14 protein-coding genes are annotated in these 15624 nt (G+C 42.9%); 6 read left to right on the top strand and 8 right to left on the bottom strand.

Going from position 1 to position 15624, the window contains the following annotated elements; genetic code table 11:
- Positions 1-11 precede the first annotated feature (11 nt).
- Positions 12-1853, bottom strand: a complete 1842-nt coding sequence (locus tag OQY15_RS15690; RefSeq protein WP_265792774.1) for a PAS domain S-box protein — start codon at positions 1851-1853, stop codon at positions 12-14.
- A gap of 259 nt (positions 1854-2112) precedes the next feature.
- Between OQY15_RS15690 and OQY15_RS15685 the strand changes: the two genes are divergently transcribed.
- The 4 genes from OQY15_RS15685 to OQY15_RS15670 all read left to right on the top strand — a co-directional run bounded on the left by OQY15_RS15685 (position 2113) and on the right by OQY15_RS15670 (position 6290).
- Positions 2113-4383, top strand: coding sequence for a GH92 family glycosyl hydrolase (locus OQY15_RS15685; protein ID WP_265792772.1), 2271 nt, complete (start codon positions 2113-2115; stop codon positions 4381-4383).
- Between the two features lie 13 nt (positions 4384-4396).
- Positions 4397-5140 (top strand): DUF2807 domain-containing protein, encoded by a 744-nt coding sequence (locus OQY15_RS15680; protein ID WP_265792771.1) that lies wholly within the window; start codon positions 4397-4399, stop codon positions 5138-5140.
- Between the two features lie 139 nt (positions 5141-5279).
- Entirely contained in the window at positions 5280-5669 is a 390-nt protein-coding gene (locus OQY15_RS15675; protein WP_265792767.1) for a tautomerase family protein, read from the top strand.
- A 108-nt stretch (positions 5670-5777) separates the two neighbouring features.
- Positions 5778-6290, top strand: coding sequence for a PRC-barrel domain-containing protein (locus OQY15_RS15670; RefSeq protein WP_265792765.1), 513 nt, complete (start codon positions 5778-5780; stop codon positions 6288-6290).
- On the opposite strand, the gene OQY15_RS15665 is transcribed toward OQY15_RS15670, so the two are convergent.
- Positions 6291-6806, bottom strand: a complete 516-nt coding sequence (locus OQY15_RS15665) for a protease (protein WP_265792764.1) — start codon at positions 6804-6806, stop codon at positions 6291-6293. It abuts the gene before it with no gap.
- A gap of 166 nt (positions 6807-6972) precedes the next feature.
- On the opposite strand from OQY15_RS15665, the gene OQY15_RS15660 reads away from it, so the two are divergent.
- Positions 6973-7551: an OmpH family outer membrane protein gene (locus OQY15_RS15660; protein WP_265792763.1), complete on the top strand. Its 579-nt coding sequence runs from the start codon at positions 6973-6975 to the stop codon at positions 7549-7551.
- Positions 7552-7619: 68 nt separating this feature from the next.
- On the opposite strand, the gene OQY15_RS15655 is transcribed toward OQY15_RS15660, so the two are convergent.
- Entirely contained in the window at positions 7620-8945 is a 1326-nt protein-coding gene (locus OQY15_RS15655; protein WP_265792762.1) for a nucleotide disphospho-sugar-binding domain-containing protein, read from the bottom strand.
- 554 nt (positions 8946-9499) lie between these two features.
- Between OQY15_RS15655 and OQY15_RS15650 the strand changes: the two genes are divergently transcribed.
- On the top strand, positions 9500-10525 hold the full coding sequence (locus tag OQY15_RS15650; RefSeq protein WP_265792761.1) for a glutamine synthetase beta-grasp domain-containing protein: 1026 nt from the start codon (positions 9500-9502) through the stop codon (positions 10523-10525).
- Between the two features lie 115 nt (positions 10526-10640).
- Here the strand turns inward: OQY15_RS15650 and OQY15_RS15645 are convergent, their stop codons facing one another.
- The 5 genes from OQY15_RS15645 to OQY15_RS15625 all read right to left on the bottom strand — a co-directional run bounded on the left by OQY15_RS15645 (position 10641) and on the right by OQY15_RS15625 (position 15617).
- Positions 10641-11375, bottom strand: coding sequence for a superoxide dismutase (locus OQY15_RS15645; protein WP_265792759.1), 735 nt, complete (start codon positions 11373-11375; stop codon positions 10641-10643).
- A 90-nt stretch (positions 11376-11465) separates the two neighbouring features.
- Positions 11466-12593, bottom strand: coding sequence for a DUF5009 domain-containing protein (locus OQY15_RS15640; protein WP_265792758.1), 1128 nt, complete (start codon positions 12591-12593; stop codon positions 11466-11468).
- Positions 12594-12605: 12 nt separating this feature from the next.
- Positions 12606-14813, bottom strand: a complete 2208-nt coding sequence (locus OQY15_RS15635; RefSeq protein WP_265792757.1) for an alpha-N-acetylglucosaminidase — start codon at positions 14811-14813, stop codon at positions 12606-12608.
- 142 nt (positions 14814-14955) lie between these two features.
- Positions 14956-15360: a cytochrome C gene (locus OQY15_RS15630; RefSeq protein ID WP_265792756.1), complete on the bottom strand. Its 405-nt coding sequence runs from the start codon at positions 15358-15360 to the stop codon at positions 14956-14958.
- Between the two features lie 2 nt (positions 15361-15362).
- Positions 15363-15617, bottom strand: coding sequence for a hypothetical protein (locus tag OQY15_RS15625; RefSeq protein ID WP_265792755.1), 255 nt, complete (start codon positions 15615-15617; stop codon positions 15363-15365).
- Positions 15618-15624 lie beyond the last annotated feature (7 nt).

Raw genomic sequence — 15624 nt, 5'->3', positions numbered from 1 at the left:
GGCCAAAAAGATTACTTACTTTTCTTCTGTAGTCCTTCTGTTTTTTTGATAATATCACGAACGACATTATCCAGCTCCGTAGCCGATTGCAAAAGGTAGCGCAAGGACTCTTCCGACGAACCCTCATCAATCAGGCCTGAAGACAGCAAATTCGTTAATCCCAAAACCCGGGCTAAAGGTGCGCGTACGCCATGTGACTGCATCCAGGAGATTTCCTGCAAACGGTGGTTCTGCTCCTGGATTTCTTTGGTGTAGTTGGTCCTGTCGGTAATATCCTGCATTGAACCAATCATTCTCACCGCCTCACCGTTATTGTTGTAGGTAATAAACATCCTGTCTAATACGTTTTTGTAACGGCCGTTAGAACAGCGGAAGCGATATTCTACTTCGAGTCTGGACCTCCTGTTTTTTATAGTAGCATGAAACTTTTTAAGAACAAAGCTCACATCTTCTTTATGAATGCGCTCCTGCCACCAGGAATCTTCAGTTTCATTGACCTTATAGCCAAAAATCCCACAGATTCCTTTGTTCCAGATAAGTTTATCATCGCTCATATTCCAATCCCATACCGCATCGCTGGTAGCTTTGGAAAGCACATTAAAGCGCTCTATGCTCTCCTGGACTTTCATATCATTATTGATCCGCTCTGTGACATCTCTTGAATTGGCAATGATACCAGAAATGCTGGCATCATCGACCATGTTGGTCATTACTGTTTCGATCCAGCGGTATTCTCCATCATTGATTTCGAAACGAAACGGAGGTAGCTGAAGACGCTTGTGTTTCATGAGCAAGCCAATATGTTCCGCAAACATTGCTTTATCTTCTTCGTGAATAAACTCGAAGGCATTTTTGCCGATATAGAACTCTGAGGGAACACCGATGATGGCCTTGGAGTTGGGGTTTACATAATGGTAATCCCCTTCAGGACTGAGGATGGCAATCATATCTGAGCCCTCCTGCGCAAGTGCCTTGAAACGTCTTTCGCTTCTTTCCAGGGCTTTTTGTGTACGCATCTTATCTGTCAGGTTAACCACCACCACCAGCCGGGCATTTTTGCCTTCATACCTCACTGTGGTGCCCTGAACATTGACATACATGATTTCCCCGTTCCTCTTCATGTGCCTTACAGTACTGTTACCAATATGGCCTTTAATGACTTTATTGCTGATGATATCTCTGAGCAGCTCTTTGTCTTCCTCCGGCCTGATATCCATTAGGGTCATGCTATCAAATTCTTTCTTGCTATACCCATATTCACGTTCTGCAGCTTCATTTACAAAAAGAAAATCAAGCGTATCCAGATCGTATACAAACTGAGGAAGGGGATTTAGATTAAACAGGTCCTCGTACTTTTCTCTTTGAGCCTCAAGCTCTGATTTCAGCACCACATGTTCCTGCTGCCGGGAAATGGGCCGCTGCTCTTCAGGAAGCCCGCGGAGTTGCATCACGAGTAAATCAACACTCGCGTTACTACCGGAAACGGGATAGATTTCGCAGTGAAGAAAATTTTCAGGATGTACGTTCCTTTCTTCGCTAAACAATACTGAACGCGGGATCTTAAGATTGCCAGGTAGTTTGGAACTGAACACCTGCAGCATTGTACTGATCAGGATCTCTTTATCTTTCAAAGCTGAATCACAGAGTACCTCTGCAACTTCTTGACCAGTAAATACTTCAGCAGCATTAGAGGCAAGTCCAGAAAAAGCCTGGTTTACGTTGATGATACTGAATTTTTCAAGCGGCTCTATGATCAAACACGGAAAAGGGGAAAAATGCAAAGCAGCGATAATACCTTCTCTTTCACACTGATCCTTCTTATAAGTTGTGTTATCGTTTCCGTATGATGTCATGTTCCGGTCAGATCCGACAGATTATCAGATAATCAATCATTCCTTAGTATTGTTAGTAAATAATAGTTATCTCATTAATAGCATTTAGCTCCTCTATAAATCAAGTATACGTATTTTCCGGGATGATGGGTTTATTACAAACAAATATTTACACAAATAACTGAATTAACCTAAAGATGACCATTGGGGACTGCTTTTTCGTTTTTGTTGATCATCATTACAAACAAGAATATTATATTAGCCTTTTCAACACACCATAATGATTAAGACCAGAATTACTTCCTTTTTTGCAGCGATTACGCTGATGAGCACGATTTCGGCCAGTAATGCTTTAGTACAGGCCCAACAGAAACCAGCATCCCTTACGCAATACGTAAATCCATTTATCGGATCCGTAGGGCATGGACATGTGTTTGTAGGCGCCAACGTCCCTACAGGAGCAGTGCAACTCGGTCCTTCGCAGATTATGCAGGACTGGGACGAATTTAACGGCTGGGACTGGTGCAGTGGTTACAACTATATCAGTAAGGAGATCCTTGGATTTTCACATACTCACCTGAGCGGCACCGGGATTGGGGATTTAAATGATGTTCTTGTGGTTCCCGCCAATGGCGAGGTACAGTTGACACCCGCAAAATTTAACAAGATGGAAAGCGGCTACGGCTCTTTCTTTTCCAAAGATACGGAAGTAGCAAAACCGGGCTATTACAGCGCATACCTCGACAAATACAAGGTAAAGGCAGAGCTGACCGCTACAGAAAGAGTGGGCTTTCACCACTATCACTATGATAAAACTGATAATGCGCACTTGCTGGTAGACCTGGATTTTACGATGTTGTGGGACAAAACTGTCTCCTCTTCAATCACACAGGTAAACGACAGTACCTTTGTGGGTTACCGCTACTCTACGGGTTGGTCTAAAGATCAGCGTGTGTTTTTCGCGATGGTATTATCAGTGCCTGTCACAAAAGCCCAGTTATACAATGGTCTGGATCCGGTAACAGGAAAAGTTGTGAGCGGCGTTGGCACTAAAGCAGCCTTGTTTTTTGATGCTGTAAAAAATCCTGATATTAAAGTTAAGGTGGGCATCTCCCCTGTGAGCACCGAAAACGCATTGGCCAATATCAAAGCTGAAGCTCCGAAATGGAATTTCGAAGCTGTAAAAGAAGCTGCTGACCTTTCCTGGAACAAGGCCCTGAACAAAATTGTCTTTGAAGCAGATCAGCCTACAAAAACTGTTTTCTACACTGCTTTATACCACACGTATTTTGCACCCAGTACATTTAATGATCACAACGGGGATTACAGGGGAACGGATAAAAAAGTATATACCAATCAGAAGTTTACCAACTACACGACTTTTTCGCTCTGGGATACCTACAGGGCATTAAATCCATTGATGACCATTATTGAACCTGCAAAGGTGAAAGACCTGGTACATAGCCTGCTGGCAATTTATGAGCAGCAGGGTAAATTACCACTGTGGCCGCTTCAGGGTAGTGAAACTTTCTGTATGGTGGGCTACCCGTCAATACCTGTAATTACTGACGCATACCTTAAAGGTCTGCTCTACCCTGCCGACGTAGAACTGGCTTATAAAGCGATCAGGACTACAGCGATGATGCCTGAAATGGGGATTGAATATGTAAAAAAACCGGCTTATATCCCTTCTGACAGCATGAATGAATCTGTGGCATGGGCACTGGAGTATGCAATTGCAGATTGGGGGATCTCTAAAATGGCGGCTAAGCTTGGCAAAAAAGAGGACGCAGCATATTTTGCGAACAGGGCAAAACTTTACGAAAATTATTACAATACCGACGAAGGACACTTTGTAGGCAAACTGGCAAACGGGAAATGGGATCTTCCATTTGACCCTACTGACGCCAAAAGCAATTATACCGAAGGTAACGGATGGCAATATACCTGGCTGGTGCCGCAAGATCCATATGGATTGATCGGTATCAATGGCGGTGAAGAGGCTTTTACCAAAAAGTTAGACCATTTCTTTAGTATGTCATCAAAGATGAAAAACGCTCCGAATGATGTAACGGGTCTGATCGGTCAGTATGCACATGGCAACGAGCCGAGTCACCATGTGGCCTACCTGTACAATTTTGCCGGACAGCCATGGAGAACTGCAGAAGTGGTAAGAGATGTGATGAACAAGTTCTACACGACTGAAAAAGACGGCATCTGTGGTAATGAGGACGCAGGACAAATGAGTGCCTGGTATGTGTTATCATCGATGGGATTTTATTCCATGAATCCGATGAGCGGGGTTTACATCATTGGCTCTCCTGCGATGGATAAAGCCACTATCAGTCTGGGCAGCAAGAAGTTTACGATCAGTACTAAAAACCAGGGCAAGAAAAATATCTATATTCAAAGCATCACGATGAATGGTCAACCATATACAAAATCGTATATTAGACACAGCGATTTAGTAAAAGGTGGTACGATGACATTTGTCATGGGCAACAAACCATCAAAGACATTTGGTGTCAGCAAATCAGACAGACCTCTCTAAAAAATAAATAAATATGAACAAATTATTCCTGCTTACCGCTCTCTTTACCCTGGTCAGTTTAAAAACTATCAATGCCCAGGAAGTAGTCTCTGTTGCAACATTTGACCGGGTAATTGTTAGCCCGCATGTGCAGGTTACCTTTACCCAGGGTGACAAAGAAAGTGTGACTATCGAAAAATCAACGGTAAGCAGGGATAAGATTAATATTGAATCCAATGGCAGAACTCTGCGTGTCTACCTGGAGGGCGCAAAAGAGGTTACAAAAAATGAGAAAAGGAATGAGGATGAGGAGAAGCGTTCCAAGCCCTTGTATCAGGGGACTGTCCTCACCGTCGCTATTTCCTATAAGACATTGCATGACTTGTCTGTCCGGGGTGCAGAAACGATTCACCTGAAGAGCAAAATTGACCAGGATCGTTTTGACCTCGTGATGTACGGAGAGGCACAGGTGGATATTGATCAGATCAACCTGAAAACTATGCATACCACCAGCTATGGCGAAAGTTCCTTAAACATGAAATCCGGAAGTATTGATGAGCAAAGATTTACCTCTTATGGTGAAAGTAAAATAGATGCGCTGGCCATCAAAAACAGCACCAGCGTAGCCACATTATATGGCGAGGCCGAACTTAAACTAAATGCTTCGGATCAGATCAAGGTGACCTCCTTCGGCGAAGCTAAAGTTGGTTATAAAGGCAGTCCCGCCATCAAAAGGGGAATAAACATCGGTAAGGTGAACATCTACAAAATTGACTAGTTTGAACGATTGATTATACCATTTCAACGAATAAAATCGTTAAAAAACATAACATTCCGTAATATGTTGTGACGATATACTACTACAACCAGAACGCCAAATATGTCCGTATGAATTTAACAAATAAGGAGGATAAATTATGGGTGTTGTTCGTATTGCGCTGATCAGGGGAAAACTTACAGATTACATTATCTCTGTTTCAGCAGCGGTTCAGGACGCAGGACTGAAATCTGTCCAGGAAGATAAAGACAGCATGTTCAAGCTGATCAGGCAACTGGAACCTGAAGATCTGATTTATTCACGGAATTATGACGTTCCAAAAAGCGCCGATGGCTTTATGCTGCTGAACATTCTTGCACCTGAGCAAACGGAAGCCATTAAACAGGCATTCTTTGGCCGCATCATGTTCCTGCTCAATGAAAATGTACAGGTCAGGCCTGAAACTTTCCTCCTGATCTACAGTGTGGAGGAACATAAAATGAACTTTCTGGCAGAGTTGCCACCTGGCTACCGCATCAGTAAAAATTAGTATTTGATACGAATAAGATTTATTCTGAATTACGATTTCAGCCCCTTATCCACCGGATTGCCAAAACTTATGTTTTTTTAGATTGTTCCATTCCTAAATCTATAAGTTATGGCAACTGACAATACGAACAACCGCTTTGAAGAACTCGAGGGCAGTGATTATGAAATCGCTGACGATCAGCCCGATATTACTGACTGGGAAATCTATGACTCTATGGGTGATTACATCGGAGATGTTGAAGACCTGATCTTTGACGTGGAAGCGCTCAAAGTAAGATACATTATCTCGAAGCTCGAAGGTTATGAACTCGATGAAGAAAAAAGGGTGCTGATACCCATTGGATTGGTGACCCTGAAAGAAGACAGTGATGAAGTTCTGCTGACGGAAGCAATCTCCTCAAAATTACCTTTCCTGCCAGATTATGATGGCGAAAAGATTACTGCACTTGATGAATTGAAAATTCGTGACGTCTTAACGGGTACTGCGGAGCATGTGGTGGAAGTAATGAACTACAAACATACAGTGGAAGATGACTTCTATAACCATAGTCACTTCAGTGATACGGGATACAGAAGAAATCCTCCTGGTAAAGACGGTCACGAAAAGGGTGAAATCATGTAATTATTTGCTGTATACGAACGTAACACTGTCCTTTACACTCAGGCCGCTCACATTCTGGCTGTTATATACTACGGTATATTTGCCAGGATTTGTGATGGCATACCCCTTGAGCAGATCTGCCTCTGCAGCAACGCTGTCTTTGGGCTGAACCTTTAAATAACTGTCTGCCGGAGGTGGCATTATTCTCTTGGCCATTGCACCTTTGTAACTAACTTCTACCCCATTTTCATCTTTAATATCCAGGTATTTACTGATCCAGGGCTCAAATGGTGTGTGCCATTTACAAAATTGCTGTACACTGTCAGCGTTGTTATAAACCGTGAATTTCAACTGGATTGATTCACCGGTTTTAATCGTATCCTTTATCGATAATTTTGCAATTAATGCTTTCTCTGCAACTGTAGTATCTGCAGCAACATCAGTTTTAGCGACATTGTCTTCTGCAGGGCGTGTAGTGGGACTGCAGGATGCAAATACCAGCATAGCAGCTGGCAAAATATATTTGAAGTTTTTCATAACACAAAAGTAGGGACAAAATTTGACTCAGAGACAATTTTTTATCTATATCTTTAAATACCGATCAACTAGGTTATTTCTCAGGGCCCTGATACAACATAACGCTGAATAGTTAGTTGTATGTATAGTCTATCGACAGATATTTTAAAATTTAACCTTATTTGACATGAAAAAATTAATTAACGTATATGTGATCGCCGCCGCCCTCTTATTTTCGGCATCCAGTGTAAATGCACAACAAAAGATCGGGCATCTGAATTCGCAGGCCATCTTTACCAGCATGCCAGAAGCCAGAACAATATCTACTACCCTGGAAAATCTGCAGAAAACCAAACAGGCAGAAATAGAGAAACTACAAAGCAACTATACATTGAAATATAATGCTGCTGTTGCCAAGAACAAAACTTTAAATGAAGCCAACAAAGAAACCGTAGGCAAGGAGTTGCAGGCAATGGGTACCGAACTTGACGGGCTGAAGCGAGGCATTGATGAGGCTACGGAAAAAGCGCAGCAGCTTATGGTGGCTAAACAAGGTGAACTGATGACTCCCCTGCAAACAAAATTCATCACTGCGGTAAAAGCGGTAGCTAAAGAAAAAGGAATTGCCTATGTCTTCGACAGCAATGCACAGCAATCTGCCAATAATTTGCTGGCCTATGATAGTGGCGTAGACCTCACCGCCGCTGTTAAAGCTAAATTAGGCATCGCTGCAGGTACAGCAGCCGTTCCCGCAAAAAAATCCTAAATCTGAACAAACTGGCAACCCTGAAAGTTGCCAGTTTGATTAATTGATATTGCAGCTGCAGCTGCGAACTAAATTCCCGCCCTGATGTCCGCACGTTCTCCAATCAATTCATTAATGTACGCAGCGCAGAGCGTATTGGAATCATAACTTCCCAGTTCATTCGCCAGATTTTCTACGTTCCTTTTATACATCGGATCGGTCAGCAATTCCTCTACAGCCTCCGTGATCTGCTGAGGTTCCGGTGTCTCGGTATTCAGGTTAATACCAATATTAAAATAACCTATTCTTGAACAGATCTCATTTTTACCTTCATAAAGGCCTGCTGCCAGTATAGGTAACCGATGTTTGATGCTCAGCAGCGTACCACTGTAACCACCATTTGTAATATACAGATCAACAAATGGCATGATGGTATTATAAGGGATATAATCCTCGACGATCAGGTTTTGATGAGGGAACATTTGTCTCAGCTCAGCCGTATCATGTCCTGCCGTAGTTGCAATGACAAGCACATCGGTATCCTTCAAGGCTTCAAGTACAGGAACAATTAATTTGCTTGTATCTCTTTCTACTGTACCCTGCGTAACCAAAACTATCTTTGTATAATGTTTGACCCGCTCATCAAACCACACTTTATCACTGCTTTTTGACACTGCAGGAAGCAAGGCACCCACATATCTGACATTGCCGCCTACATCACTGCGTCCATACTCAAAACCCGGCGAACCGATCTGAAGGTAAAAATCCGCCTGCCTGATGAGAAGATCGAAAATGATAGATTTTTCATGAGGGATATGATATTCATCCAGCGTTGCAGAAAATCTGTCAATTGAGTTTTTGAATATGGCGGTTTTAACCAATGCTCTCAGGTTTGCATACTCATTTCGTTCAGCATCATTTCCCGGAGGCAGGAAACCCATCCCATAGGGTGCCAGGTCGACAGAATCTTCTGCCAAAGGAACTATTCCGATAGCGATAACCGGTACGTTGAGTTTGTGTTTTACAAAAGGAAGGACAGAGAAAAAGCTATCACCAATCATCAGGTCAAACTCAAATGTCTGATAAATATCCTTGATGTCCTCAAAGTATTCTGTCGCACGGTCGCCAAAGACATTGATCAGGTCAAACTCCAGTTTCGCAGCTGCATCTTTGATGTCATTTCTCTCCGGAAATACTTCCTGCAGATTATTTCCAGTTACGTCAAGTGCTTTTACAAAAGGGTAATGCTGAATATTTAAGCGGTCCAGCTTTTCCTTAAAAATCGGAGAGGTATACCACCGTACATCACAGCCCTGTTGTTTTAAAAAAACCGCTAAGCCAGTAAGCGGATTAAAGTGCCCGTCAGCTGGTACTGTGCCAAACAGGATTTTCTTTCCTTTTAATTGTAATTCCATAAAATTTTGATCTTAGTGTTCATGCAAACATCGCTACATGTTATCAAATGATATATCCCCAAATAAGTGGTTTTTCCTACACCTTCACGACCAAATCTCACTGACTATCAGAACAGTACCGGATACCCGGTATTAAACTAATGATTTTCTGTCAGAACAATCTGAAAATAGAATTATTTCACACTTAAATATGTATTAAATCTACATTTCCCCATTGTGATGTAAATAAAACTTCCGATATTTATAATATTAATCATGTTACCTTTCTTCTGGCAGATTATATCTTGTGTATTGACCATATTTATTTATGATCATTCACAAAACATCAAAATCTTTCGATATTTTAGACGATCGATCTGTTTACAGGTGGTAATTTTTTGTAGAAGAAAGATTTTAACAGGGTATAGCGGGAGATTGAGAAATCTGGCGAAAAAACCACCGGGATTGGGGTATCAATTCTACCAATAGTGGGGATATATTATTTTCAGTACAATTCTCAATTTTGCCCTAAAAAATTAATAGATCGTTAACGAAGACAAATAAATAATACACCAATGGCAAAATTAGAATACATCTGGCTTGATGGGTATAAACCTACACAAAGCCTGCGCAGCAAGACAAAAATTGAAAAAGACTTTAGCGGTAATCTGGAAGACGTATCAAACTGGAGTTTCGACGGATCCTCTACAGAACAGGCACCAGGCGGTTCGTCTGACTGTGTTTTAAAACCGGTTTATATGGTTAAAGACCCACAGAGAAAGGACGCTTACCTGGTGATGTGTGAAGTGCTTGATTCCTCTGGTGCAGCACATGAATCAAACGGACGCGCGCATATTGAAGATGATGACAATGATTTCTGGTTCGGTTTTGAGCAGGAATATTTCTTATGGGACCCTACTACAGATAAACCTCTTGGTTTTCCGGCAGCTGGTTACCCCGCCCCTCAGGGACCATACTACTGCTCTGTAGGTGCAAAGAATGCCTTCGGAAGAGAAATCGTTGAAGAGCATCTGGATGCTTGTCTTGATGCTGGATTAAACGTTGAAGGAATCAACGCAGAAGTTGCAGCCGGACAATGGGAATTCCAGATCTTTGCAAAAGGCGCCAAGGAAGCGGGAGATCAGATCTGGCTCGCACGTTATTTACTGGAAAGAATTGGCGAGAAATACAATGTAGCGATCAACTGGCATTGTAAACCACTGGGTGCTTTAGACTGGAATGGGTCTGGCATGCACGCCAACTTCTCGAACACTTTACTGCGTACAGCAGGCAGCAAAGATGTATATGATGCAATCTGTGAGGCATTCCGTCCGGTAGTGATAGAACATATCGATGTTTATGGTGCCGACAATGACATGCGCTTAACCGGTAAACACGAAACTGCTTCTATCTACGACTTCAGTTATGGGGTATCAGACCGAGGTGCATCTATCCGTATTCCTCTGGCAACTGTAGAAAGAGGATGGAATGGTTACCTGGAAGACCGCAGACCAAATTCTGCAGCTGATCCGTACAAAGTAGCAGCACGTATCATCAAAACTGTAAAAACTGCAAAAGTTCTGGATTTAATCGAAGGATAAAATTCAGCATCAGAAATGTTGCTAAATCCATTTATAATTATAATCCCCGGCTGTTTATCAGCCGGGGATTTTTTATTTAGATTCAACTGAATTCCATAATTAGTTAGTGGAGAGGCTACGCAAATCTTTTTGATACCCTGTCCCAATTGACAACATCCCACCAGGCAGCGATATAATCATTGCGTTTGTTCTGATATTTGAGATAGTAAGCATGTTCCCATACGTCAAGTGCCAGCAATGGTGTACCTTTCACAGTAGCGGTATTCATTAAGGGATTATCCTGGTTGGGAGTTGTGGTAATCTTCAGTGTACCCTTATCATTTACCAGCCAGGCCCAACCTGAACCAAACTGGGCCAGCGCAGCCTTAGAAAACTGATCTTTGAACTGATCCAGAGAACCAAAACTTTTATCAATTGCAGCCTTAAGTTTAGCTGAAGGTGCCGAAGCTGGAGCAGCCTGCATACTTTCCCAGAAAAAATTGTGGTTCCATACCCCACCCCCATTGTTTTTAGCTTTGGCAGATAGTTTTGACGCCTGGCCAAAAAAATCAGCCGCACTTTTAAAAGTCAGTTTGTCTGCCTTTAATGCCTCATTCACATTTTTAACATAGGTGGCATGGTGTTTTGTATAATGAATTTCCATCGTCAGGGCGTCGATTGATGGCACCAAAGCATCATATGCATATGGCAAAGGTACTTGTGAAAATACAAAAGCTGCCGCCCGCTCTTCCTTTGCGACTGCTGAAAGCTCATCAGGCTCAAATGCCAGAGAACTTAATGGAGAGATTGCTGGAATAGCAGCAAGTAGTAGAGAACTTTTGATAAAATTTCTGCGGTTATGTGGTTCCATAATTTGAAATATTGAATTCAAGAATTTATAAATAACAATATACCTGACACTGAAATTGTTTGCAAAGAATTCATGACAAATCTCTTTTCATCAGATTTTGACATAGATCTTTTTCTTGTCCATCACATAAGCTACAATCCAGCAGATCATCATAAAGGTAACCGCAAACAGATGCGAGCCCAAAGCACCGGGAAACACGGGCTGGAAGAACACCTGATTGACCCATGCATAGAAGCTGAGTCCGGGGCTAACCCATATCGTCTGGATACTGATGATCAGCAACTCCGACAACAGATAGATGGCGAGTGAATTACGACCGAATATCAGGAAAAATTCAGTACTCCATCTGAACTTCCGTAACTCAAACAGGTATACCAGCACACCAAGAATCACCAGGTCGAGCCCAATAGTGAGCAGTGCAAAGGAGCTGGTCCATAATTTCTTGCCTATCGGAAAAAACTGTCCCCAGAACAATGCCGCAAAGATCAGCAGCGCACCGTAAATCAGCAACATAGCGGTCGATTCATAATTTCTTCCTTTACGCTGGATATAGGAGCCGGCAAGGAAACCACCAATCACATTGACGATGCTTGGCAGCGTACTCAGCAATCCTTCAGGTTCAAAGGCAACTGGGCCGCCAGCATTGTGGTACATGTGCAGATCACCAAGGATTAACAGATCAAAATGTGTACCGGCGTTTCCCAGCATGGTATACTCCTCTCCGGCGGTACCCAGCATGATAAGCGAAGTCCAGTAGCCCAGCAACAGGACTACAGAGATTGCCACAGCGGTTCTCTTTGAACAATAGTGAACGATCAATGCCCCGAAGAAGTAACACAGCGCAATCCGTTGCAATACGCCCATTACCCTTGTGGCCGCGAAGGCATTGAAGACCCATGCCCCCTCCTGCCTGTGCATAAAAGGAAACCAGTACATCAGATAGCCCAGCAGGAAAATGATCACCGTTCTTTTAAAGATCTTGCCCAGAAAAGTGGCGTCACTTTCAAATTTCTTTTTCGAAAAACTAAGGGCATTACCCACAGCAAAAAGAAAGGAAGGAAAAACCAGATCTGTAGGCGTAAATCCGAACCATTCGGCATGGTCGAGCGGAGCCCAGTGTACGGCTCCTGAGCCAGGAGAATTGACGATAATCATAAAGCAGATTGTCATTCCCCTGAAGATATCAAGTGTAATAAATCGGTCGTTGGATAAGGCCATTTGAGAAGCTGGTTAGGTGGTTTTTATGATTTTTTGATAGTATTTTTTATATAAACGGGTTGCTACTTCATAAGCATTACCTCTGGGCTGTGAGGAGTAGGTATTGTCATGCTTGTTTACCCATTTCCATTCCCAGTTTTTAACTGCTGAATCAAAGGTTTTGAGATCAGGAGATTTACCAGTTTTTAAAGATTCATCGAGCATATGAAAGAACATTTGCCATCTCGGCTTGTAATATCCACTGATCAGACCAGCCCACTGGCGGTTAGAATATTCGCGTAATCCGCTTTCTTTATCTCCCCAAAGAGTGACAAGGTCTCGTGCATTAAATTCATACAGATTCTTCTCCTTCTCCGTGATGCCATTGGCACGGGCTTCAGTGATCCATTTTCCAAGCAGAAAATGTTGACGTGTTTGCAGCAACTCGTCCATATCATCCATCAGGGCAAGGAACTCAGCACTGTACTGTTTGTATGCAACCTGATTTTCATCCTTAAAAGATCTGGCCATTTGCTGCTGCAGCGGACTTGCATAATTGGCCAGCACCTGCCGGGTTACATCTACAAGGTCATATTCAAAACCGTCAGATTTCAGCTCCCTGCCTGCTTCTATAAAAAGTCCCCAGGTTTTTACCAGTTTCTGCTGACCATAGGGTATATGAGTGAGCACGCGGTCTATCTTTTTTTCGAAAGTCGGCCGTGCTACAATAATCGATTCATTGCCCCCTTCTGTAAGCCCCCCGCTGTAAACCGTGTTGAGCAGAATATTCCAGGCTTCATCCATCTGCGGTGTAGCTTTACCGTATCGTCGTCTGGCATATCCTTTCAGCCACTCATCGGCATCAGTTGGCGTATCCTTCCATACATTTTCGAGCATCAGCTCAAACAGTGCCGGATTTTGTTCAGTACCTTCCGGAGCTACTCCTATTCCCACCATTTGTTTGGATTCGGGATCATGCAGGGCAATCGCAGGGTCCGCAGCGACATGCCTCATCCTGCCAAACATACTGATGTTTCCACCAAAATTCTGAAGCATATTCCAAATCCATGGCTTGCCATAATAGGCTTCTGTACGGTTCCAGATCGGATGCGCATCACTGTATAAGTCCAGGATAATCATTTGATCATTCGGAATGGCGTTTAACAGCGCTTTGATCTGCTGGGGCTGCCAGAATTTATTGTTGTAATGGAACATCCAGCCCTGCATTACCCATACGGCTTCTGGATCCGCAGCGGTCATTGATCTGAATACCTTTTTACTCATGTCACTGAGGTAGGTAGAATCATTTGTGGGCGGGATATTTTCATTAAAAGTGTCTGAAGAATACAGGTGATCTGTACCAAACTCTTTGGTTTGCAGCGCGATGTACTTCTTTCCAATTTCCTCAAACAGCGCATCATCGGGATCAAGGATAAACACATCCGGAAATCCGGCATCCCAGTTGGTGCGTTTTACTTTGGCTGCAGGGTATTTATCTTTAAAAGCTGACGGAACGTGACCTGTAAATGCTGACAATACAGGTTTCATCCCGAAGGACCTTTCTCTGGCCAGAATTTTCTTTTGCAACTCTTTGTGCGTATCCATCCAGTGTTGTGGCAGCGGACCTCCCCAGGCATCAATATTACCCATCCATAACCAGGAAAAGTAAGCCGGTCCGCTAAAGAAACCCTCCAGTTCTTTGTCGGTAAAACCCATTTCGCGATATACATCGCGCCAGATTGCTTCATCACCGGTAATCGCCAGAGGCATATTGATCCCATTCATCGCCATCCAGTCGATCTCCTTCTGCCAGCGCTCCCAGTCCCACCAGGCCATGGTGTAGTTGAAAGTACAGTAGTTAAGGTAGTATCTGTAATTGTAGGGTGTGTTTTTGTGCAGTTTTCCAGTTACCCGGGGCAATACTTCCGGCATATTCAGGTTGGTGCCATTCCAGGTGATATCACAGAAGCAATAGTATTTGAGGTAGTAATTCAGTGCCGAAGCGATGGATAAACCATTGTTTCCTCTTAATACGATCTGAGTTCCCCTGGATTCAATTTCAAAGACATCTCTACCGTTCTCCTGCGGAATCTCCTCAATCAGGAACTCATTCTTCCTGTCCGGAAGCACACGAGCGATAAATGCAGCAGATGCCGCCTGGTCAACCTGAGCTATCGCATCTGAACCAGCAAAGGCACACAACAGCAGTATTAAAATAAGATATTTCCCCGTAATTGTCATTTCCAGCCTATAAATATTCAGACTCCGGTGCTTAGCTGCACAGAAGTCTGAATATCAGTTAAAAATTTGGAATTTGTTTCAACATTCCTGCATTTTTAATCATTTTTTCCTTCGGAACGGGAAATAATACACCATAAATTGATCAATCAGGCTTCCATTGTGTTATCAGATAAAACAAGCCCCAGCCTATAAACAGCAGGCTCAGTATCCATACCCAGATAGGGATGCTTCTTGGAGTTTCACTCCCCTCAATCAGAAATATCTTCTGATCTCCTTTACCGTACGCACTGACTGTCAAAGGAATGATCCCATCCACTACCTCGTTATTCTTCAAGCCGTCTACAGAAATGTCGGGACCATTCCTCACTTTAAAAGGAACAATACGAATCCCCTCTTTACCCGAGGGATCTTTGCTGAAAATTCTGAGGACGTGTTCTCCATCCGTAAGCCGGGTTGTATCCAGCTCAAAATTTACCGGGGATGTAAACACTCCCAGTGGTTGCTCTCCATCATCGATAAAGATCACAACAGAACTTTTCTCTTCCATCCTTAATCTATGACCAATCTTTTGATATGGTTGGCATTACTTTCTTTAGGGAACAGCAGATACTTCACAGAATAGTATAATGTAACGAGTACAATGACAACCATCGCCCAAACGATGATATAATCCATATTACCATCCGGAGCTCCGCCATGTGTAATCCCTCTTAATACTTTTGGTTGTCTTTTCTCGCATACCGGACAAGCGAAGGATACCACACTGAGCAGCATCACCACTGAAATTGCTGATAACTTTTTCATAATCTAT

Source organism: Pedobacter sp. MC2016-15, from assembly GCF_026239695.1.
Taxonomy (GTDB): domain Bacteria; phylum Bacteroidota; class Bacteroidia; order Sphingobacteriales; family Sphingobacteriaceae; genus Pedobacter.
Note: the sequence above shows the minus strand (reverse complement) of the source record. Positions and strands in the feature narration are given on the sequence as shown.